The sequence below is a fragment of the Nocardia sienata NBRC 100364 genome, from assembly GCF_001613205.1.
Taxonomy (GTDB): domain Bacteria; phylum Actinomycetota; class Actinomycetes; order Mycobacteriales; family Mycobacteriaceae; genus Nocardia; species Nocardia sienata.
Genome location: NZ_BDBX01000020.1, coordinates 57,614 through 78,270, shown reverse-complemented (window position 1 = coordinate 78,270; position 20,657 = coordinate 57,614). Strand labels below are relative to the sequence as shown.

General features: G+C 68.8%; 23 protein-coding genes. 7 read left to right on the top strand and 16 right to left on the bottom strand.

All coding sequences use genetic code 11. From position 1 onward, the window contains the following. The 3 genes from NS4_RS12970 to pgsA form a co-directional block, all read right to left on the bottom strand. Window positions 1–283: helix-turn-helix domain-containing protein (locus NS4_RS12970; protein ID WP_157106024.1), on the bottom strand; the 283-nt coding region annotated here is incomplete at its 3' end. Window positions 284–390: 107 nt separating this feature from the next. Then, window positions 391–906, bottom strand: a complete 516-nt coding sequence (locus NS4_RS12965; protein ID WP_063059785.1) for a CinA family protein — start codon at window positions 904–906, stop codon at window positions 391–393. Continuing rightward, window positions 903–1,556 carry a CDP-diacylglycerol--glycerol-3-phosphate 3-phosphatidyltransferase gene (gene pgsA, locus NS4_RS12960; RefSeq protein ID WP_063059767.1) on the bottom strand — a complete coding sequence of 218 codons (654 nt, stop codon included), beginning with the start codon at window positions 1,554–1,556 and terminating at the stop codon, window positions 903–905. Before pgsA ends, NS4_RS12965 begins: the two co-directional genes overlap by 4 nt. A 110-nt stretch (window positions 1,557–1,666) precedes the next feature. Between pgsA and NS4_RS12955 the strand changes: the two genes are divergently transcribed. Together NS4_RS12955 and NS4_RS12950 are read left to right on the top strand one after the other, a co-directional pair. Then, on the top strand, window positions 1,667–2,218 hold the full coding sequence (locus NS4_RS12955) for an amino-acid N-acetyltransferase (protein WP_063059766.1): 552 nt from the start codon (window positions 1,667–1,669) through the stop codon (window positions 2,216–2,218). 79 nt (window positions 2,219–2,297) lie between these two features. Further along, window positions 2,298–2,582: a YciI family protein gene (locus NS4_RS12950; protein WP_063059765.1), complete on the top strand. Its 285-nt coding sequence runs from the start codon at window positions 2,298–2,300 to the stop codon at window positions 2,580–2,582. 46 nt (window positions 2,583–2,628) lie between these two features. Here NS4_RS12950 and NS4_RS12945 read toward each other — a convergent pair whose 3' ends face one another. From NS4_RS12945 to NS4_RS12935, 3 genes are all read right to left on the bottom strand, one after another. After that, on the bottom strand, window positions 2,629–3,633 hold the full coding sequence (locus NS4_RS12945; RefSeq protein ID WP_063059764.1) for a TerC family protein: 1,005 nt from the start codon (window positions 3,631–3,633) through the stop codon (window positions 2,629–2,631). 128 nt (window positions 3,634–3,761) lie between these two features. Continuing rightward, window positions 3,762–6,395, bottom strand: a complete 2,634-nt coding sequence (locus NS4_RS12940) for a DNA translocase FtsK (protein WP_063059763.1) — start codon at window positions 6,393–6,395, stop codon at window positions 3,762–3,764. Between the two features lie 209 nt (window positions 6,396–6,604). Then, window positions 6,605–7,228, bottom strand: coding sequence for a TIGR03085 family metal-binding protein (locus tag NS4_RS12935; RefSeq protein ID WP_157106021.1), 624 nt, complete (start codon window positions 7,226–7,228; stop codon window positions 6,605–6,607). A 124-nt stretch (window positions 7,229–7,352) separates the two neighbouring features. Here NS4_RS12935 and NS4_RS12930 point away from each other — a divergent pair, with 124 nt between their 5' ends. Together NS4_RS12930 and NS4_RS12925 are read left to right on the top strand one after the other, a co-directional pair. After that, window positions 7,353–7,748: a DUF4189 domain-containing protein gene (locus tag NS4_RS12930; RefSeq protein WP_084487178.1), complete on the top strand. Its 396-nt coding sequence runs from the start codon at window positions 7,353–7,355 to the stop codon at window positions 7,746–7,748. Window positions 7,749–7,815: 67 nt separating this feature from the next. Next, window positions 7,816–8,376: a WKL family lipoprotein gene (locus tag NS4_RS12925; RefSeq protein WP_063814525.1), complete on the top strand. Its 561-nt coding sequence runs from the start codon at window positions 7,816–7,818 to the stop codon at window positions 8,374–8,376. A gap of 72 nt (window positions 8,377–8,448) precedes the next feature. On the opposite strand, the gene NS4_RS12920 is transcribed toward NS4_RS12925, so the two are convergent. Further along, a complete protein-coding gene (locus tag NS4_RS12920; protein WP_063059761.1) occupies window positions 8,449–10,413 on the bottom strand; it encodes a ribonuclease J in 1,965 nt (654 codons plus the stop codon). Further along, window positions 10,410–11,318: a 4-hydroxy-tetrahydrodipicolinate synthase gene (gene dapA / locus NS4_RS12915; protein ID WP_063059760.1), complete on the bottom strand. Its 909-nt coding sequence runs from the start codon at window positions 11,316–11,318 to the stop codon at window positions 10,410–10,412. The genes NS4_RS12920 and dapA overlap by 4 nt, the downstream gene beginning before the upstream one ends. Before the next feature lie 148 nt (window positions 11,319–11,466). Here dapA and NS4_RS12910 point away from each other — a divergent pair, with 148 nt between their 5' ends. After that, window positions 11,467–11,919, top strand: coding sequence for a hypothetical protein (locus tag NS4_RS12910; RefSeq protein ID WP_063059759.1), 453 nt, complete (start codon window positions 11,467–11,469; stop codon window positions 11,917–11,919). Between the two features lie 22 nt (window positions 11,920–11,941). Here NS4_RS12910 and NS4_RS12905 read toward each other — a convergent pair whose 3' ends face one another. The 7 genes from NS4_RS12905 to NS4_RS12875 form a co-directional block, all read right to left on the bottom strand. Further along, window positions 11,942–12,961 (bottom strand): DUF8320 family protein, encoded by a 1,020-nt coding sequence (locus NS4_RS12905; protein ID WP_245665333.1) that lies wholly within the window; start codon window positions 12,959–12,961, stop codon window positions 11,942–11,944. Continuing rightward, window positions 12,954–14,252, bottom strand: a complete 1,299-nt coding sequence (locus NS4_RS12900) for an ATP-binding protein (protein ID WP_063059758.1) — start codon at window positions 14,250–14,252, stop codon at window positions 12,954–12,956. The genes NS4_RS12905 and NS4_RS12900 overlap by 8 nt, the downstream gene beginning before the upstream one ends. Continuing rightward, the gene (locus tag NS4_RS12895) at window positions 14,252–14,944 is read right to left on the bottom strand and encodes a response regulator transcription factor (RefSeq protein ID WP_063059757.1); all 693 of its coding nucleotides are present in this window, start codon (window positions 14,942–14,944) and stop codon (window positions 14,252–14,254) included. The genes NS4_RS12900 and NS4_RS12895 overlap by 1 nt, the downstream gene beginning before the upstream one ends. A 104-nt stretch (window positions 14,945–15,048) precedes the next feature. Then, complete coding sequence (locus NS4_RS12890; RefSeq protein WP_063059756.1) at window positions 15,049–15,501, bottom strand: flavodoxin family protein; 453 nt, start codon at window positions 15,499–15,501, stop codon at window positions 15,049–15,051. 31 nt (window positions 15,502–15,532) lie between these two features. Further along, window positions 15,533–15,976: a hypothetical protein gene (locus NS4_RS12885; RefSeq protein WP_063059782.1), complete on the bottom strand. Its 444-nt coding sequence runs from the start codon at window positions 15,974–15,976 to the stop codon at window positions 15,533–15,535. A gap of 53 nt (window positions 15,977–16,029) precedes the next feature. Further along, the gene (gene dapB / locus NS4_RS12880) at window positions 16,030–16,782 is read right to left on the bottom strand and encodes a 4-hydroxy-tetrahydrodipicolinate reductase (RefSeq protein WP_063059755.1); all 753 of its coding nucleotides are present in this window, start codon (window positions 16,780–16,782) and stop codon (window positions 16,030–16,032) included. A gap of 489 nt (window positions 16,783–17,271) precedes the next feature. After that, window positions 17,272–18,372 (bottom strand): alcohol dehydrogenase catalytic domain-containing protein, encoded by a 1,101-nt coding sequence (locus NS4_RS12875; protein ID WP_063059781.1) that lies wholly within the window; start codon window positions 18,370–18,372, stop codon window positions 17,272–17,274. A gap of 136 nt (window positions 18,373–18,508) precedes the next feature. Here NS4_RS12875 and NS4_RS12870 point away from each other — a divergent pair, with 136 nt between their 5' ends. Further along, complete coding sequence (locus NS4_RS12870; RefSeq protein WP_063059754.1) at window positions 18,509–18,904, top strand: VOC family protein; 396 nt, start codon at window positions 18,509–18,511, stop codon at window positions 18,902–18,904. Window positions 18,905–18,908: 4 nt separating this feature from the next. On the opposite strand, the gene NS4_RS12865 is transcribed toward NS4_RS12870, so the two are convergent. Then, window positions 18,909–20,108, bottom strand: coding sequence for an MFS transporter (locus NS4_RS12865; protein ID WP_063059753.1), 1,200 nt, complete (start codon window positions 20,106–20,108; stop codon window positions 18,909–18,911). Window positions 20,109–20,199: 91 nt separating this feature from the next. Here NS4_RS12865 and NS4_RS12860 point away from each other — a divergent pair, with 91 nt between their 5' ends. Next, a complete protein-coding gene (locus tag NS4_RS12860; protein WP_051714565.1) occupies window positions 20,200–20,538 on the top strand; it encodes an ArsR/SmtB family transcription factor in 339 nt (112 codons plus the stop codon). Window positions 20,539–20,657: the final 119 nt, after the last annotated feature.

Here is a 20,657-nt window from a genome sequence, read left to right as displayed (position 1 = left end):
GGGCGGCCGCTTCGGCGGGCCGGTGGGCCGGGGCGGCAGCCGCCGGCACATCCTCGCCGGCGATCGCCGTGCTCACGTCCCACAGCACCCGGGACAGGGGTACGTCGAGCGCCTCGCAGATCGCGGCCAGCAATTCGCTGGACGCTTCCTTACGACCCCGCTCGACTTCGGAAAGGTAGCCCAGGCTCACCCGCGCCGAGGTGGACACTTCGCGCAGGGTCCGGCTCTGGGCGAGGCGCGCACGCCGCAGACTGTCCCCGATCGCTTCTCGCAGCAGCGTCATCGAGTTCTCCTTCTCCCGGTAGGCGTCGCCCACGGCACGCACGCGGTTCTCTCTTCGCACAACGTCGGAACCGGTCCCGAGGGTTCCCGGGCCGGTCGCGGAACTGCTCACCGGGTGGGTGATTCGCCCCGCATGCACCGCAGCAGTTCCCGAACCGCTGCCTGTGTCGCCGTGAACCTGATATTCCACCGGTCGCCCGTGAGTTTCAACCGCATCACTTCGGTATGCCTGGGCCCGGCGAGTCCGAGGAACACGGTGCCGACCTCGATCCCGTCCTGGGGGTCCGGCCCGGCCACCCCGGTCAGCGCGATTCCCCAGTCGGCGCCGCAGCGGGTCCGGGCGCCGACCGCGAGCTCCAGGGCGGTGGCGGCGGCCACCGGGCCTTCGCCGGCCAGGACCTGCTCGTCGACCCCGGCCAGACTGTGTTTCAGGTCTGTCGCGTACACCACCAGCCCACCGCGCAGCACCGCGCTGGCGCCGGGCACACCGGCGATCGTGGCCGATACCAGGCCCGCGGTCAGCGATTCTGCCGTGGCGACCGTCTGTCCGCTGTTCTTCAGGGCTGCGACGAGATCGGCGGCCGCGCTCCCGGCGGTGAGCGGGCCGGTGTGCCCGGCCGTCATCGGCGGGTCCGGTGTGGTCCGGCGAGCCATAACCTGGCCGCCTGGCCGACATAGTCCAGGCCGGTGACCACGGTGAGGACCAACGCGATCCACATCAGCGTCATTCCCGCGGTGGCGAAACCACCCGAGAGCGGCAGCAGCAGCACCCCGATGGCCACCGATTGGACAAGAGTTTTGAGTTTCCCGCCGCGACCCGCCGGGATGACGCCGCGGCGCACCACAGCCAGCCGCAACAGGGTGATCCCGATCTCACGCGCGCAGATGACGACGGTCATCCACCACGGCAGATCACCGAGCAGTGAGAGCCCGATGAGCGCCGCGCCGATGAGCGCCTTGTCCGCGATGGGGTCGGCGAGTTTGCCGAAATCGGTGACCAGACCGTATTTGCGGGCGAGCTGACCGTCGAACCGGTCGGTGATCGCGGCGAGCGCGAACAGCAGGGTCGCGGTGATCCGCCATCCGGTCTGGTGTCCGCCGCCGGCGAACAGCGCCAGGACGAACAGCGGTACCAGCGCGATCCGGATCATGGTGAGGATGTTGGCGATGTTCAGCAGCGGCACCGCCGACTCGGCGGGTGCGGGGATCACACCACCGCGCGGTGGTCCGGGCACGGCCAGACGCCGGTCCATCTCCTCGGGTTGCACGCTCATGGCCGCCTCTGCGCCGCGGCGCCGGGACAGGCGCGCAAGGTCGAGCGGGAGGGCGGAGTCTGCGGCACATACTCAGCCTATCGGTAGCCCGGCCGACTACTGTGCACCCCATGACCTCACGGGGACCACTGAGTGGTTCGACCAGCGACGCGCCCGGTACGCAGACCGCGACCGTGCGAGTGCGCCGCGCCCGCACATCCGATGTCCCGGCGATAAAATCGCTCGTCGATGTGTACGCGGGTCGCATCCTGCTGGAGAAGAACCTCGTCAATCTGTACGAGTCGGTACAGGAATTCTGGGTGGCCGAACTCGGCGACCGCGTGGTGGGCTGCGGTGCGCTGCACGTGCTGTGGGCCGACCTCGGCGAGGTGCGCACGGTAGCGGTACTGCCCGAGGTGAAGGGCCACGGTGTGGGCAAGGTCATCGTGGAGCAGCTGGTCGAGGTGGCCCGCGAGCTCGAGCTGCGGCGGTTGTTCGTGCTCACCTTCGAAGTCGAGTTCTTCGCCCGGCACGGTTTCGCGGAGATCGAGGGCACTCCGGTGACCGCCGAGGTGTACGCGGAGATGTGCCGGTCCTACGACACCGGCGTGGCGGAGTTCCTGGACCTCAGCTATGTGAAACCGAACACTCTCGGCAACACCCGGATGCTGCTCACACTCTGATGTCCGCCGGGTGCGGGCCGACATCTCGCCCACGGCGGGAGCCCGGACCGCGACACCACCCGCGCACTAGAGTCGGCTGGTGCCTCTTTTCGCTGTTCACTACGCCTATTCCGAAGCCACCGTCTCCGCTCGCGACACCCATCGCCCGCGCCACCGGGCCTGGCTGGCCGACCGGCTCACCGGTGGCTCGCTGCTGAGCAGCGGGCCGTACCCGGACGGTTCCGGTGCTCTGCTGCTGTTTCGCGCGACCGATGCCGCGGCACTGGACGAGCTACTGGCCCAGGACCCGTTCGCTCAGGAGAAGCTGATCGACGAAGTGCGCGCTGTCGAATGGCAGCCCGTTCTCGGCGCGTTCGCCGACTGAGAGGGGCCGCGCCCGGCCGGGCATCGACCCGGCCGGGACACACCGGTTACTCGCCGGGACCGGTGGCCGATTTCGGCCGGGTCTGCCCACGGGTGCGCAGCAGGCTGGCGACGGTCGCGACGACCAGGATGCCGAGGATCACCGACAGCGACAACGCGGTGGAGATCTCCGGGACGCTCACATGCTCGCCGCCGTTGACAAACGGCAGGTTGTTCTCGTGCAGCGCGTGCAGCACCAGTTTGACGCCGATGAAGGCCAGGATGGCCGCGAGACCGTAGGACAGGTAGACCAACCGGTCCAGCAGCCCGCCGATCAGGAAGAAGAGCTGACGCAGTCCCATCAGCGCGAACGCGTTCGCGGTGAACACGATGTAGGGCTCCTCGGTGAGGCCGTAGATGGCCGGAATCGAGTCGAGCGCGAACAGCAGATCGGCGAAGCCGATGGCCACCAGGGCGAGCAACATCGGCGTGAGCGCGCGTCGGCCGTCGATCCGGGTAACCAGTTTGTCGCCATCGTAGGTCTCGGTGGTCGGCACGAAGCGCTTGATCAGCGCGACGATCCGGCTGTCGCGTTTCTGTTCCTCTTCGACCTCGTGACCGCTCTCCTTCAGCAGTTTGACCGCGGTGTAGACCAGGAAGAATCCGAACAGGTAGAACACCCAGCTGAAGGCGCTGATGGCGGCGGCGCCCACCGCGATGAAGACACCGCGCATGACCAGGGCCACCACGATGCCGATGAGCAGCACCTTCTGCTGGTAGATCCGGGGCACCGCGAAAGTGGACATGATGATCAGGAAGATGAACAGGTTGTCCACCGAGAGCGCCTTCTCGGTGACGAAACCGGCGTAGTACTCACCGGCGAAGGTCCCGCCCCATTTCCAGGCGATCACCCCGCCGAAGGCCAGAGCCAGGCCGATGTACACCGCGGACCAGAAACCGGACTCACGGAAGGTCGGTTCGTGCGGGGTCCGTACATGGGCGAAGAAGTCGAAGACGAACAACCCGAGGATCACCAGGATGGTGATTCCCCAGACGAGAGCGGTTACCTGCATACGGTGATCCGTTCAGCGGTGCGAGTCATAACACCAATAATGCCCGATATGCCCGATTCGGCCGACTTGCGGGATGGTTGCCCGCTATCGTCGCACATCAGCGCCCGCGGCCTACGGCCGCACGCCGGTCATCCGGCATCCGGTGCCGGCGCTTCGTCGTCGCCTCCACCCCGGATCGACCACAGCAGACCGTCGAGTTCGTCCGGTTTGATCAGCACGTCGCGCGCCTTGGAGCCTTCGCTCGGCCCCACCACGCCCCGGGTCTCCATCAGGTCCATCAAGCGGCCCGCCTTCGCGAATCCGACCCGCAATTTGCGCTGCAGCATGGACGTGGACCCGAACTGAGAGGTGACCACCAGTTCCACCGCCTGCAGGAACACATCGAGATCGTCGCCTATATCGGGGTCGACATCCTTCTTCTCCCCGGCCTTGGCCGCGGTCACGCCCTCGGTGTACTCCGGTTCGGCCTGGTTCTTGGTGAACTCGACGACCGCGTGGATCTCCTCGTCGCTGATGAAGGCGCCCTGCAACCGGGTCGGTTTACCGGCGCCCATCGGCAGGAACAGGCCGTCGCCCATGCCGATGAGTTTTTCGGCACCTGGCTGGTCGAGGATCACGCGGGAATCGGTGAGCGAGGAGGTCGCGAACGCCAGCCGGGACGGCACATTGGTCTTGATCAGGCCGGTCACCACATCCACCGACGGTCGCTGGGTGGCCAGCACCAGGTGGATACCGGCGGCCCGCGCCTTCTGGGTGATCCGGACGATGGCATCCTCGACGTCGCGGGGCGCGGTCATCATCAGATCGGCGAGCTCGTCGACGATGGCCAGGATGTAGGGATAGGGCCGGTACACCCGTTCGCTGCCCAGCGGCGTGGTGATGGCGCCGGATTTCACCTTGCGGTTGAAATCGTCGATATGGCGGACCTTGCTGGCCTGCATGTCCTGATACCGCTGTTCCATCTCCTCCACCAGCCAGGCCAGCGCCGCGGCGGCCTTCTTCGGCTGGGTGATGATCGGCGTGATCAGATGCGGGATCCCCTCGTAGGGGGTCAGTTCCACCATCTTCGGGTCGATCAGGATCATCCGGACCTCGTCCGGTGTGGCCCGCTGTAACAGCGACACCAGCATCGAGTTCACAAAACTCGATTTACCGGAACCGGTGGAACCCGCGACCAGCAGATGCGGCATCTTGGCCAGGTTGGCCGAGACGAACTCGCCCTCGATGTTCTTGCCGAGGCCGATGACCAGTGGATGGTGGTCATTGCGGGTCGCCGGCGCGGTGAGCACGTCGGCCAGACGCACCAATTCCCGGTCGGAATTGGGCACCTCGATACCGACGGCGGATTTCCCCGGGATCGGGGCGAGCAGCCGCACGTTCTCGGTCGCCACGGCATAAGCGATATTGCGGGTGAGGGCGGTGATCTTCTCGACCTTCACGCCCGGTCCCAGCTCCACCTCGTATCGGGTGACAGTCGGACCCCGGACGAACCCGGTGACCGCGGCATCGATTTTGAACTGCACCAGCACCTCGGTGATCGCCTCGATCATCGATTCGTTGGCGGCGCTGCGTTTACGGGGCGGCTCGCCCTCGACGAGCAGGTTGATCGGGGGCAACGTGTAATCGCCCTCGGTGACCCGATCGGCGACGAACTCCGGTGCCGGGAGCGGCGGCGGGGTCTGATCGACCACCGCGGGCGCGGCGGGTTTACGCTTCTTGCGCTTCGCGGGTTCGCCATCCGGGGCGCCCGTGATCGGTTTGGCATCGCGCAGGGGTGGTTCGCCCGCGCCTCCGGTCGCGGGTCCCGCGAATTCGTCGGCCGGGTAGTTCTCGGAGGGAGCACGGCCGCGGCGGCGAGACCGGGTGGGAGCTTCTTCGGAGCCGGTCTCGTACTCGTCGACCGGATCGTAGCCGTCGCGGTAGTCCGCCTCGTCCTCGTAACCGGGCGCGCCGAAGAATTCGCGCAGCCGCTGCGGCGCTTCCCGCAGGGTCGTGCCGGTCACCAGCAGCACACCGAACACCATCGCCAGCAGCAGTATCGGCACCGAGAGCCATGCGGTGAAACCATCGGTCACCGGTCCACCGATGACGAAGCCCACGAACCCGGCCCCGTCGGCCCGCCCGGCCGCGTCGGTGGGAGCACCGTCGGCGATATGCCACAGACCGAGCAACGGCAACCCGACCAGCAGACCGCCCAGTACCAGCCGGGGCCGGATCTCCGGGCGGGGTTCGGTACGCATGAGCACCACCGCGATACCGGAGGCCACGAACGGCAGCAGCGCCGAGGCCGAACCGGCGATCGCACGAATGACCGCGTCCACCGCGCGCCCGATCGGTCCACCGGCGGACAACCAGACAGCAGCCGCGATCACCGCGCTGAGCGCGATCAAACCGAGCGCGATCCCGTCGCGCCGATGACCGTGCTCGATCTCCCCGGCCCGGCTGATGGCCCGGGTGGTGGCACCCAACCCACGGGCGGCCATGGTCCAGCCGCCGCCCACCATCCGGCCGAACACCGCCAGCGGTGCCGTTTCGGAACGTCGCGCGGCGGCGGGCCGACGCGCCGCGGGGCGGCGGGGACGGGCTCCGGTGGCCGGGCGCGCGGCGGCCTTACGTGTGGTTCTACGAGCCGGACCCTGGGCCGCGGCCGCGCCGGCCGCGCCGCGTGTACTGCCCGAACGAGAACGCGCCGCGGTGGTCCGCCCCCGAGCCGATCCCGCCCGCGCACCAGGTGTGGTCGTGCCGCGGGACTTACCTGCCATGGCCTCAGGCTAGCCGCAACAACCCCATCCGGACCATCCGCAACACTGGTTACCGCCGTCCCGAGCGGTGTGCGACGACGGCCCGCACTGCGGGACGGGCCGGTCACCGCGGGGTGATCTGCGGTGGCGAATGGTGCCCGACCGCCGTCGATATACCGGCGCGGCGGCGGTGCCGCCTCACCCGCGGCCGTATTCTTCGCCGGCGGCGTTCAGATGGAGCGGTCCAGTTCGAGTACCTGCCGGACCGCGTCGGGCTCGCCGGCCGTTTCGATCCGGACCTGATCGCGCCCGAAGGCGTGCAGCAGCAATTCGGACGGCTCACCGGTCAGCGTCACCACCGGCCCGGTGCCGTCCACGATCCGGGCCCGCTGCCCGCCGGGTGTCGAGAACTCCACCGGTACCGGCGATTTCCGGTACGCCATCTTCCCCATCTTGCGCACTGTCGCCCACAGCCGCTGCTGATCCGCGGCCGGCAGTTCCCGCGGTTCCCAGCCCGGGCTCGCCCGGCGGACATCCTCGTGATGGACGAACATCTCGCCGAGATTGGCGATCGCGTCCACCGGGCGCAGCGGTGACCACCAGGGCGGTCCGGTGCGAATCTTGTGCAGCAGCTCGTCGAACTCCCGGCCGGCCGCTTTGTCCTGCACCTTCTGCAGATAACCGGCGAAGGGCGCCAACATGATTCCCGGCGCGGCATCGGGCCGCCGCTCTCGGACCACCAGGTGTGCCGCGAGGTCGCGTACCGTCCACGCACCACATAGGGTGGGCGCGTCCGGGCCGGTGCCCTTCATCGTTTCGACCAATGCACGGCGTTCACGCTGAGCCATGTTCACACGATGAATCTAACCGAGACCCAGCCATCGGGGAGGGAACGTGTTGCCGATCCGGTTGCTCACCGGCAGAGATGCTCTGTACTTTGTCATTCGGTCCATAAGGGTCGTGGACCGAAATACACAGATGGGAACACCTTTGAAGAAGATTCTCACCGTTGCCGCCGTTCTGGTGGCGACCATCGGCTCGATGTTCGTCGCTTCGGTGACGCCGGCGCACGCCCAGTACAGCAGCTACTACGGCGCCATCGCGGTGTCCCTGTCCACCGGTAATTACGGTTGGTCCTACGACTACGACAGCTACGCCGAGGCCGAATCGGCCGCGGAGAGCAGCTGCGGTGCCGCCGACTGCGTCGCCAAGATCTCCTGGCGCAACGGATGTGGCGCGCTGGCGGTTTCGGACAACTGGCTGAGCTACGGCTCCGGTGCCACTATGGCCGCTGCCCGGTCCGAGGCGCTGGCCAACAACCCGGGCAATGCCTATATCGAGCACTGGAACTGCACTTCCGGCTACGACCTGTGAGTTCGTACCGACCACTTTTTCCGGCCGGCGCCGAATTCGCCGAATACACCGTAGGGGAATCAGAACTGTGAAAATTCGACCGATCCGGGTCGTGGCCGCCGCGACGATGGCCGCCGCCGCCCTGACCTTCACCGCGTGCTCGTCCACCGAGGACTCCTCGACCGAGGCCGCCGCGACCAGTACCGAGGCCGCCGCCGAGTTCGAATCGGGTAAAACCCAGGACGGCCGGGAGGAGGGCAAGGCGCCGACCACCACACCCGCGCCGAACCTGCCCAAGCCGACGGCCGAGGAACTCAACGACAAGATCAACCGGGCCCTCGACGGCTCGGTCGGCGAAGACGAGAAGCTGGCCTGGATCGAAGACGCCGAACAGGATCCGCAGCTGGTCGACAAACTGGTCGAGGCGGCCAAGAAGAACGAGGTCACCGTCAAGATCACCAATGTCGGCGAACCGGTCGACGGCAAGGTGACCGCCGATGCCGATGTGACCATCGGCGGCAGCCCGGTGGAGAACGCGACCGTCGATTTCGTGGCCGAAGGCGATCAGTGGAAGATCGCGCACGGATTCGCGTGCAATATCGTCAAATCCGCGCAGCTGGATTCGGCGGCCTGCCAGGCCGACTCCTGAGCTACGCGTAGCTCCGCAGAGACGACGAACCGCCGGAGGGCTCGGCCCTCCGGCGGTTTTTCGTTCGTTGCGCTAGACGCCGATCACGGTCGGCACGATCATCGGGCGCCGCCGATAGGTGTCGGCCACCCAGCGACCCACGATCCGCCGCACGGCCTGCGCGATGCGATGCGTATCGGTGACGCCTTCACCGGCCAGCCGCAGCAATTCGGCTTCCACCAGTTCCGCCGCCTCCGCGAGCGCGGTCGGATCATCGGAGAACCCGCGCCCACTGACCTCCGGGGGACTCACCGCCTTGCCGGTGGTCTCGTCGACGGCCACCGTGATGGCGATGAAACCGCCCTCGCCGAGCACGAGCCGGTCCGACAGCGTGGATTCGCCGACATCACCGACCGACAGGCCGTCCACGTAGACGTGCCCGACCGGGACACGGCCGACGATGGAGGCGATTCCGTCGACCAGATCGACCACCACACCGTCCTCGGCCAGCACCACCCGTTCCTCGGGGACCCCGGTGGCGACGGCGAGCGCGGCATTGGCGCGCAGATGCCGCCATTCGCCGTGCACGGGCATGGCATTGGTCGGCCGGACCGCGTTGTACAGGTACAGCAGTTCCCCGGCCGACGCGTGCCCGGAGACGTGCACCTTCGCGTTCTGCTGGGTGATGACGGTGGCGCCGAGGCGGGCCAGCCCGTTGACGACCGTGAACACCGAGTTCTCGTTGCCCGGGATCAGCGAGGAGGCCAGCACGACCAGATCGTCGGCCCGGATATGGATCTGCCGGTGCTCACCCCGGGCCATCCGGGACAGCGCCGAGAGCGGTTCGCCCTGCGAACCGGTGGAGATGAGCACCAGTTTGTCGCCCGGCAGGGTGGCCGCCTGGTCGAGATCGACGACGATCCCGTCGGGCACCGACAGATAGCCCAGATCCTGCGCGATCTGCATATTGCGGACCATGGACCGGCCGACGAAGCACACCCGGCGCCCGAACTTCTGCGCCACATCCACCACCTGCTGGATCCGGTGCACATGGCTGGCGAAAGAGGCCACGATCACCCGATTGCGCGCCTTGCCGATCACGGTGTCCAGGACACCGCCGATCTCGCGTTCCGGGGTGACGAAACCCGGGACCTCGGCGTTGGTGGAGTCGACCAGGAACAGGTCCACGCCCTCGTCGCCGAGGCGGGAGAAACCGGCGAGGTCGGTGAGCCGGCCGTCGAGCGGCAGCTGATCGAGCTTGATGTCCCCGGTGTGCAGCACCGTCCCGGCGGGGGTGCGGATGGCCACCGCCAGAGCGTCCGGGATGGAGTGGTTGACCGCGAAGTATTCGCATTCGAACGGCCCGTGCTCGGTGCGCTCGCCCTCGGTGACCTCGAGCAGCCGCGGATGCAACCGGTGTTCCCGGCATTTCGCGGCCACCAGCGCGAGGGTGAACTTGGAGCCGACCACCGGGATATCCGGGCGCAACCGCAGCAGGAACGGCACGGCGCCGATATGGTCCTCGTGCCCGTGGGTCAGGACCACGGCCACCACATCGTCGATGCGGTCCTCGATCGGCCGGAAATCGGGCAGGATCAGATCCACACCGGGCTGCTGGTCCTCGGGGAAGAGCACGCCGCAGTCGACGATCAGCAATTTGCCGCCGTACTCGAAAACGGTCATATTGCGACCGATTTCGCCGATACCGCCGAGCGCGAAGACCCGTAGGCCCTGCTTCGGGAGTTTCGGGGGCAGCGAGAGCCGGTCCTGGGCGGCGGCCTCCGGGGTGACGGCGGGCGCGGAACGGGCCTGTTCGCCACGGCCGCGGCCGGACTGCCGGCCCCGCCCGCCGCGACGCGATCGCTGGCTCCGGGCTTCCGGGGCGGCGGTCTCGGTCACGGGCGCGGATTCGGTTGCCACCGTCTCGGTTTCCCTTTCGACAGTGGGTTCGGCGGGTTCGGCCACCACGGGCGTGGGCACGGGTTCCGGCTGCGGTTCGGGCGCACCGGCCGCACGCCGGGCGGTGCGGCGGGGGCGGCGGGCGGCGGGCTCACTCATTCGAGCACCCCGGCGGCTCGCAGATCCGCGGCCAGATCCTCGAGTTGTTCCGGACTGGGCATGATCTGCGGCAGTCGCGGTTCACCCGCGTCGATACCGAGCAGGCGGAGCCCGCCCTTGGTCATCGCGACGCCGCCGAGGCGGGCCATCGCGGCATTGAGCCACAGCAGACTGGTGTTGATATCGCGCGCCCGCACCACATCCCCGGCGGTGAAGGCGTCCACCATCTCACGCAGCCGTTCTGGCACCAGGTGCCCGATCACACTGATGAAACCGACCGCGCCCATCGCCAGCCACGGCAGGTTCAACATATCGTCGCCGGAGTAGAAGGCCAGATCGGTTTCGGCGATGAGCGCCGCTCCCGCGTTCAGATCGCCCTTGGCGTCCTTGACCGCGACGATCCGCGGATGCTCGGCGAGCCGGCGAATGGTGTCGGAGGCGATCGGAACGACCGATCGCGGTGGAATGTCGTACAGGGTGACCGGTAGGTCGGTGGCATCGGCGACCGCGGTGAAATGCGCGTACAAGCCCTCCTGCGTGGGCCGTGAGTAGTACGGGGTCACCACCAGCAGGCCGTGTGCGCCCGCGCGCTGGGCGTTGCGCGCCAACTCGATCGAATGCGCCGTGTCATAGGTTCCGGCGCCGGCGATCACGGTGGCCCGGTTGCCGACCGCGTCGACGACCGCGCGCAGCAGATCCGCCTTCTCCGATTCGGTGGTGGTCGGCGATTCGCCGGTGGTTCCGGAGATCGCGAGCAGGTCGACGCCCCGATCGACCAGACGATGTGCCAAGGAGACACCGGTGTCTATGTCGAGCTTGCCCTCGGCACTGAAGGGGGTCACCATCGCGACACCTACTGTGCCGGACGCGCTCAACACCGGGGGCGTCGATTCACCGTTCGTCATGGTCAGAAAGGCTACCCGGTCCTCCGGTAGGGCTCGACACCCTCGTCTGTGTTCTCGACTGCCGAAGCGACGGCCGACAGCATGATACCGCCATTGTGCCGTCATTTCCGTACTTGAATGACATCAAACATGGCGTCACACTGGTGTCATGGATCTGACCCGATACACCGCCCGCATCCGCGAGGACCTGGTGGCCGCCGCCGCCCTGGGTGACGAGAAGACGCAGGCCATGGCCGCCGCACTGGCCGGGGCGGTGGAGAACTCGGCCCGGCTGACCTTGCTCTCGGCCCTCACCGAGCTCGCCGATACCGTCAGCGCAGAACTGGGCGACCGCACCGTGCGTGTCTCGCTGCACGGCACCGAGGCCGATATCGAGGTGCGCCGCGCCCCGGCCGGCGACAACCCGAGCTTCGAGGAGATGACCGGCGATATCAGCCGGGTCACCCTGCGCCTGGTCGAACAGGTGAAGGCGCGCGCCGAGGAAGCCGCCGCGCAGAGCGGGCAGTCGTTGAACTCGTGGATGTCGGCAGTGGTGTCCGGCGCCCTGCGCGACCAGATGCGTGGCGGCTACGGCAGCGCCAAACGCGACGAGCAGTCCTAGCACCGGCAGCACAGCGCGGGTCTCAATCCGATACCAGAACCTCGCCCGAAGCCGCGATATCGGTGCGGCGATCACCTTCGCGGGCGCTGACCAGCACTGTCGCGACGGTGCGGCGACCCGCGGGCAGCACCCGGACCGTCACCGCGCCCTCGGCGGCGGCCTCCAGAGCCTGGATCGCGAGCCGCACGACCTGCGCCCGGATCGCCTCCGGGACCTCCGTGAAGCCGCCATCGTCGAGCAACAGCACCTCGACTCCGCGGGAGCGGGCCGCACGCGCCGCGGCACCGAGACGATCGGTCATCAATTGCGGGGCGCGCAGGCTGTCCCGCAATTCGGCCTCCAGCAGCCGGCACTGCTCCCGCTCGGCGTCGGAGAGTTCGGCGCCGCGGGCGATACGTTCGAGGACCGGCCGCGCGATCCGGTCCAACCGGGTGAGCTGACGAATGCGCTCGGAGTGCTCTGCCGCCATGGTCGCCTCGGCGGCCGCCCGCATCGCGGCGTCCTCGTGCAGCAGGCGCAGTGACCGTTGCGTCGGGCGCAGGATCAATGCGCACACCGAGGCCCCGGCCAATGTGCACAGCGCGATGATCGGCACGAACAGCGAGCCGAGACCGACATCCAGCACGATATCGGCGACCGCGAGCGTCGCCGCCACGGCGGCGGCACCCGACCACGCCGCTCCGATCCGGCCGCGGAGCGCGAGCACGGCCAGCACATACGAGAACGCGAAGGCCGCCCACGGTTCCCGGATCGCCCCGTCGTAGACGTTCAGATTGGTCGACACCACGGCCGCGGGACCGACCACCAGGACGGCGACGGTGGCGGGCCGCGGTAGCGGCTCCCCGGGCGCCAGCAGCGCGATCGCGGCGCCCACCAGCAGCGCCGCCAGCGCCGGCCCGGCCTGCGCGGGCGGTACGACGCGGAACGTCGGAAGCATGTACAGCGTGATGGTCGTGGCGAGCCCGGCCAGGAAGAACCAGCCGGCCCGCCCGCGCATCCCGAGCAGTGCGCGCAGTTCGGTTTCGCTGTCCCGTTCAGACACCGCCGCCCTCCCCCGGGCCGCCCCACATCAGTGTCACCGTGGTTCCCTTCCCCGGCTCCGACTCCACGAAGCCGGCCCCGCCGGACAGCTGCCGCATCCGGCCCAGGATGCTGACCGATAGGCCGAGCCGATCCGCCGGAACGGCCCGCGGATCGAAACCCGCCCCGTCATCGCGTACGACGACCTGCAATCCGCCCGCCCCGACGGTGACCGCCACACTGCGCCGGACGGCGCGGCCGGGTACGGCCGCGTGCCGCAGGCTGTTGCGTGTGGCCTCGGCAAGTGCCGCGGCCAGCGTGCCCGCCGCGTGTAACGGCACCCGTACGGTGGCCCCGCCGGCACCCCGCCGCGCCGTGAACTCGACGTCCCGGCTCACCTCGTGCACTGCCGAGCGCAGGAATCCGGCCACCGAATCGGCGTCCAGGACCTCCGGCTGGGCTTCGGCGATCCGGGTCTCGTCGAGTTGATCGAGAGCGCGCTGGGCCTGCGCCCGCAGCACCGGTGAGGGACCCGCGGCCCGGGACGCGTCCAGCAGCGTGGACAGCACCGCGTCGTGGATCAGGGCCGCGAACCTGGCCCGCTCCCGTTCCCGGGCCGCGGCACCCGCGACCGCCGCCGCCAGTTCACTGGACCGCACCGTTTCCCGGTCCACCCGGACACCCGCGCGGCGGGCATACGCCACACACCACAGGAACAGCAGGCACAGGACCGCGTCGCGGGCGAAGCTGTCGAGCACCTGCGGCAACGAGATGCCGTCGAGCGAGAAGTACCGGGCCGTGCCCGGCAACGCCGCGGCCACCACCAGATAGCCGCCCGCGAGCAGCGGCGGCCAGGCCAGCGCCGCCGCCAGCACGCCGATCACGAGGAGGCGGTACACCCAGACCGGCCCCGGCGCCGCCTCGATCTGCGGAAAATAGGCCATCACCAAGAACATGGCCGTGAGATAGCCGAGTGCGGCCGCCCCCGCCACCGGCCGGATCACCCGCGCCTCGGCGACCAGCGACACCACCGCGAGCACCGGCAGCAGGCCGAAGGCGACCGGCACGGTCACCACGGCCCAGATCCAGGGGACCAGCCGATACTGCACGATGATCTCGGGGAGTTCGAACAACCCGGCGATCGTGCCCACCAAACCGATCACCAGGCCGAACGCGCGCAGCACCCGGTCGGCGGCCGGGTCGCGCCCGGCGTCGGGCCGCGGGCCGAGCACGGTGCGCAGGGCCCACTGCGCGCCGCCCGGCCGATCCCACGTCACGTCCGGGCCGGTCGCCGGGGCCGCCGCTGTGTCCATCACCGGCGGCGTTCGGGGACCGGCAACCAACCGTCCTCCACTGCCCGTTTGTACAGGTCGGTCTTGGTGGGTGCGGGACGTCCGGCATCGGCGTACTTCTGCCGGATCCGACCCAGGTAGTCGTTGACGGTCTGCTCCGACAATCCGGTCAACCGCGCCACCCGGGACGCTTTCTCCCCGGAAGCGTAGAGGGTGAGCACCTCCTCCTGCCGGGGGCTCAACCCCACACTGGACAGCTGCGGATCCCCGTCGATGGCCGCCGCCCAGTCGGTGGTCACCACCTGCTCGCCGGACGCGGCCCGGCGTACCGCCGCGACCACCGTGGCCACATCCGCCGATTTGCGGAGCACACCCAGTACTCCCGCCCGCGCCGCGGAACGCACCAGATAGGGATTCTCGGCGCCGGTGAACACCAGCACCTCGACACCGTGTTCCCGCAACGCCCGCACATTGTCCTCGGGCACGGAATCGTCGGCGAGCCGTAGATCGAGTACGACCAGGTCCAACGACCATCCGTCTGCCGGACGGCATTCCGGGCTCTCCAGTAGTCCGGCGACCGTGGTCGCGGTCGCGACCAGCCTCAGATCCGGTTCCGGTCCGAGCATCGCGGCCAATCCGATCGCCACCGATTCGTGGTCCTCCACCAATCCGATCCGGCGTGGCACACTCGTCTGCGCGACACTGTTGGTCACCTCTGCACTCCCGTCACCCCGACCCGACCCCTGTCCCAGCAGTATGGCGGTCGGCGGCTCGCGGGGTCAGCCCCATATTCCAGGGGCGGCGATATCCGCCGGGATCAGCCCATCAGCCCGGCGGCCACCGTGGCGCCCAGCTCCCAGCAGCGCTCGAGATCGTCCTTCGCCGGTTTGCCCATCAGCACGACCGAATTCGCCGCCTTGACCCAGCCCAGTCCGGTGGCTATCGATTCCACACCCCGTTCGGCACCTTCGGTGCCCTCGTTCCCATGGATGTACAGCCCGTACGGCCGACCACGGGTGCTGTCCAGGCACGGGTAATAGCAAGTGTCGAACGCGTGCTTCAACGCACCGGACATGTAGCCCAGATTGGCGGGCGTCCCCAGCAGATAGCCGTCGGCGGCCAGCATTTCGTCGGGTGTGAGCGCCAATGCCGCCCGGCGGACCACGTCCACCCCCTCGATCTCCGGGTCGGTCGCCCCCGCCAGGACGGCTTCGAACATCGCCTGCATATGTGGGGACGGCGTGTGGTGGACGATCAGCAACCTCGGCACAGCGCCGAGCCTAACGGCTCCCGGCGACGGTTCAGGCTCCGGTGCGGCGCTCGCGTTTCTCCAGTTCCACCGCGCGGCGCATGGTGTCGCGGGCCCGGGAACGATCGCCGGCGCAGTCGTAGGCACGCGCCAGCCGGTAGGACACCCGCCAATTGTCGGGGTCGGCTTCCCACTCCTTCTTCACCGAGAGGAACAGTTCGTCGGCGGCCGCGCGTTCGATCCGGCCGGACGGACGACGCGGCAGATCCGCGGTATCCAGTTCCAGGCCCTCGTCGTGGATCCGGCGGGCCAGCCGTTGATGATCCAGCGCCGACCGCAGGGTGGACACCACCATCCATACCCCCAGCAGCGGCAGGATCAGCACCCCTACCCCCAGCGCGATGGCCGCGACCTCGCCGGAGGTCAGCAGCGCCACCGCGATCCGGCCCAGCCACAAGAAGTAGAAGACCAGAGCCAGCACCAGCGCCGCCACCATTGCGACGATCTTCACGACCTCGCGGTCGCGGCCGGAGGTACCGGCGGAATCGCTCACAGGTCGAGGAACGGGTCGAGGCCGACGGTGAGCCCCGGCCGGGAACCGATCCGGCGCACCCCGAGCAGGACACCGGGCGCGAACGACGAGCGGTCGATCGAATCGTGACGGATGGTGAGCGTTTCCCCCTGGGTCCCGAACAGCACCTCCTGATGCGCCACCAGACCGGCCAGCCGCACCGAATGCACCCGCACTCCGCCGACTTCCGCCCCACGCGCACCCTCGAGTTCGCTGGTGGTGGCATCGGGGATCGGTCCGGCGCCGGCCTTCTCCCGGGCCTCGGCGATGATCCCGGCGGTCCGGTAGGCGGTACCCGACGGCGCGTCGGCCTTGTTCGGATGATGCAGCTCGATCACCTCGACCGATTCGAAGAACCGGGCGGCCTGTTCGGCGAATCGCATGGACAGCACAGCGCCGATCGCGAAATTCGGCGCGATCAGCACCCCGACCTCCGCCCGCCCCGCCAGCCAGCCCCGCACCTGATCGAGTCGGGTCTCGTCGAACCCTGTTGTCCCGACCACCGCGTGGATCCCGTTCTCCACCAGGAACCGCAGATTACCCATCACCACATCGGGATGAGTGAAGTCGACAACGACCTGGGTGCCGGTTTCGACGAACCGGCTCAGCGAATCGTCCTTGTCGACCGCGGCGACGAGATCGAGATCGGCGGCCGCCTCGACGGCCGCGCAGATGGCCTGGCCGACTTTGCCCCGTGCTCCCAGAACGCCAACCCGAATCGGTTCAGTCACCTCGCCACTCCCTGTTCGTCGTCGACTGCGATCCGAGCCTACTGTGTTTATCTGCGCCGCCTTCGGCGGCGCGGGGTCGAGGTCCCCTTGGTCCCGCCGTTCAGCGCCCGAGACTCGCGGCTTCGCCGCAGGCAATGTGCGGTGGGCCATCCAGAGATTGCGACCGTTGAGCACCCCCGGCCAAGGGCGGGACGGGCCTCGCCCCTTTGTGGGCCTCGCTGAACTCCGCACCGGGTCGGTGTGCCTATTCGTCGCGGTATCAGGTGAGAGGCTCTGCACTCGATGCTTCGATCAGAACGCTCGCTATCCAGTCCAACCCACGTGGCCCGTTCCGCAGCGCACGACAGCATCACCTTCTGCCTATCCCGGACGGTCTACCTCCATGGTCGGGGCCCGCCCCCGATTCTGGACCGACTGAGCGCAGGAGGGAAGAATCGGGGTCACAGGGCCCCGACCCGCGGCGCCGCAGGCGCCGCAAATAAACACAATTCAGAAGATGATCACCTGACGGAGGGTGTGTCCGGCGGCGAGTTCGTCCATGGCGCTGTTGATATCCGCCAACCCGATCCGGGCGGAGATCAGTTTCTCCACCGGCAGCCGGCCTTCGCGCCACATCCGGACGTATTCCGGGATATCGCGCGACGGGACCGCCGAGCCGAGGTAGCTGCCGACGATCGAGCGGCCCTGGGCCACCAGACCCAGAGGTGAGATGGTCGCGCGGGCATCAGGGGCGGGCAGGCCCACCGTCACGGTGACACCGCCGGGCGCGGTGGCCGCGACCGCGCTCTCGAAGGCCCGGGCGGAGCCGACCGCTTCGACGACGACTTCCGCCTGGATACCGCGATCGGCGACTTCGGCGGGCGGGTACGCGCTGTCGGCCCCGAGTTCGCGGGCCAGCGCCAGCTTGTCCGGGACCGTGTCGACGGCGATGACCTCCCGGACTCCCAGGGAGACCGCCACCAGGACCGCCGCCATACCCACACCGCCGAGACCCACCACCATGACCCGGTCGGTCGCGGCCGGTTTCGCCGAGTTCAGCAGGGCACCGCCACCGGTCAGGACCGCGCAGCCGAGCACGGCGGCGACTTCCGGCGGCACGTCGTCGTCCACCGGCACCACGGAACGCCGGTCCACCACCGCGTGGGTCGCGAAACCGGAGACTCCGAGATGGTGGTGCACTTCGGCACCGGCGCGGTGTAGTCGCCGGCCACCGCCGAGCAGTTCGCCCGCGTTGTTGGCCGCGCTACCGGGGATACACGGGGTCCGGCCGCCGGAGGCGCATCCGGCGCATTCGCCGCAGCGCGGCAGGAATGTCATGACGACCCGCTGTCCGACGGGCAGATCGGCGCCAGGTCCGGCCTGGACGACTCTGCCCGAGGCCTCGTGCCCAAGCAACATCGGCACCGGGCGCACCCGGTTGCCGTCGACCACCGAGAGGTCGGAGTGGCAGAGTCCGGCGGCTTCGATGCGCACCAGGATCTCGCCGGGCCCCGGCTCGGCGAGATCGAGTTCGCTGATGGTGATCGGCGCCGACTCGGCGTACGGCACCGGCGCGCCGATCCGTTCCAGGACTGCCCCACGAATTCTCATGGTCACCACGGTAGGCCGCGCTGGGTTTTCGATCATGATCCGGTTCGGACTATTCTCGGTGCCGTGCCGGTGCTCCCGTTGGCCGCCTTGTACCGAGCCCGGGGTCGGGACCGGCACGACCCGAGGAGATATTCCTTTGTCCGTTCAGTTCAACCACACCATTGTCGGATGCCGTGACAACCGGGAATCGGCCGAATTCTGGGGCGATATCCTGGGCGTGGAACCGGGCGCCCCGTGGGCCCATTTCATTCCACTGGTCACCGGCAACGGGGTTACGTTCGATTTCGCGAACGTCCCGCCGCACATCACCGAGATCCAAGGCCAGCACTACGCGTTCCTGGTCTCGGAGCAGGAGTTCGACGCCGCCTACGCCAAGATCCAGCGCTACGGTCTCGAGCACTGGGCCGACCCGCAACAGAAAGCCGCGGGCCGGATCAACCACAACGACGGCGGGCGCGGGGTGTACTTCCTCGATCCCAACGGTCACTACCTGGAGTTGATCACGGTCCCCTACGGGGGATGGCCGGCGTAGCCCTCTACCGGGCGCCGCGGCGCAATCCCAGCGTCGCGGCGCCCAGGCAGGCCACCGCGACCACGCCCACGAACCAGGGGAACACCGTGTGCAGACCCCAGGTGGTGGCCGCCCAGCCCGCGAGGATGGTCGGCAGCGCCATGGAGGTGTAGGCGAGCAGGTAGTAGGCCGACATGGTCTCGCCCCGCCGGTGTTCGGGCACCACATGCGAGAGGTGGCGCAGCGAGCCGCCGAACCCGAGACCGAAGGTGGCACCGAGCACGACACCGGCCGCCAGCACCGCGACCCAGTTGTGCGTGCTGAGCGCGGGCACGGTCAGGCCGAGGGCGACGGCCATTCCGATATCGCCGCCGATGGCCGCGCGCCGGGCCGGGATCGCGGTGGCGAACAACTGGACGACCGCGGCCGCTGTCGCGGTCGCCGCCACCACGACACCGCCGAACACGAGGTTGTGGATCCCGGTCTGCTGCGCGGCCAGCGACGGATACAGCGACAACAGCACGCCGAGTACCGACCACGCCGCCATGACCCCCATCGCCGCGAACCAGAAGTCCGCGCGGATCTCGCGGGGTACGGCAGGGCGGGCGATGCGGATCCGGCCGGCGACCCGCGCTGCGTGTGGTTCCCGCAGCGCCAGCACCCCGGCGGTGACGAGCAGGCAGACGATGCTGATCACGACATACGGTGTGCGCAGCGGGTGGGGTGCGTACTGGGCCAGTAATGCCGAGCCCATGATGGCCACCGCCATGCCCACATTGAACGCGACGCCGGTGAGCTGACCCGAGCGCGCGCCGCGATGCGGTCGCAGGTCGAGCAACGCCGCCGCACCCGCGACCACGGTGGCGCCCACGGCCATCCCGTGCAGGGCGCGGGCGAGCAGCAGCATGGGCACGGTATCGGCGAGGACGAACACCACCAGACCGGCGATCATCACCGCGAACGCCCCGAGCAGGACGGGTTTACGCCCGACCACATCGGAGATCCGGCCCGAGACGAGGACGGCGCCGAGGGCCGCGATCGCGTAGACCGCGAAGACGACGGTGGTGGTCAGTGGGGAGAGATGCCACTGCTGTTCGTAGAGGCCGTAGAGCGGGGCCGGGACGCCGGAAACCCCGAGAGCGACCCCTGTCGCGCCGAGGACCAGACCGTAGGCCCAGGGTTGGATCGTTGCGTCGTCGGTGAGTACCGCCGCTGTCGCTGCCATGAGAACCCCGAAACAGGTAAGTTTGACGTTGATCGAACTGCATCGAGCCTAAACCCAGGTTCGATGATCATCAAACCCGAGCGAGTAGATCATGACGCAGACCACACCGACCACGGATACCCCGACCCCGGTGGCCCCGCTCCCCGTGGTCCTGGCCGCACTCCAGGACCCGGTGCGCCTGGAAATGGTCCGCCGCCTGCACAACGCGGACGACGCCGTACGCTGCGCCGCCCTCTACGAGGTCATCAACAAGTCCACCGCCACACACCATTTCAAGGTGTTGCGCGAAGCGGGTGTCATCGAGCGCCTGATGATCGACGGACAGACCCACCAGCGACTCCGCACCGGCGACCTCGACCGGGCCCTGCCCGGCCTGCTGGACTCCGTGGTCGGCGCCGCCAATCGCGCGGCCCCCCGCCGAGACGACTGACGTCGACCGCAACGACGTGGCCGGCTCGCCACCACAGCGCTACCCCGCCGGCCATTCCCCGGGAGAACGGCACCCGAGCAGCCGCGGCACGCCACCGCGGCCGCCGCGTTCCACGGTCA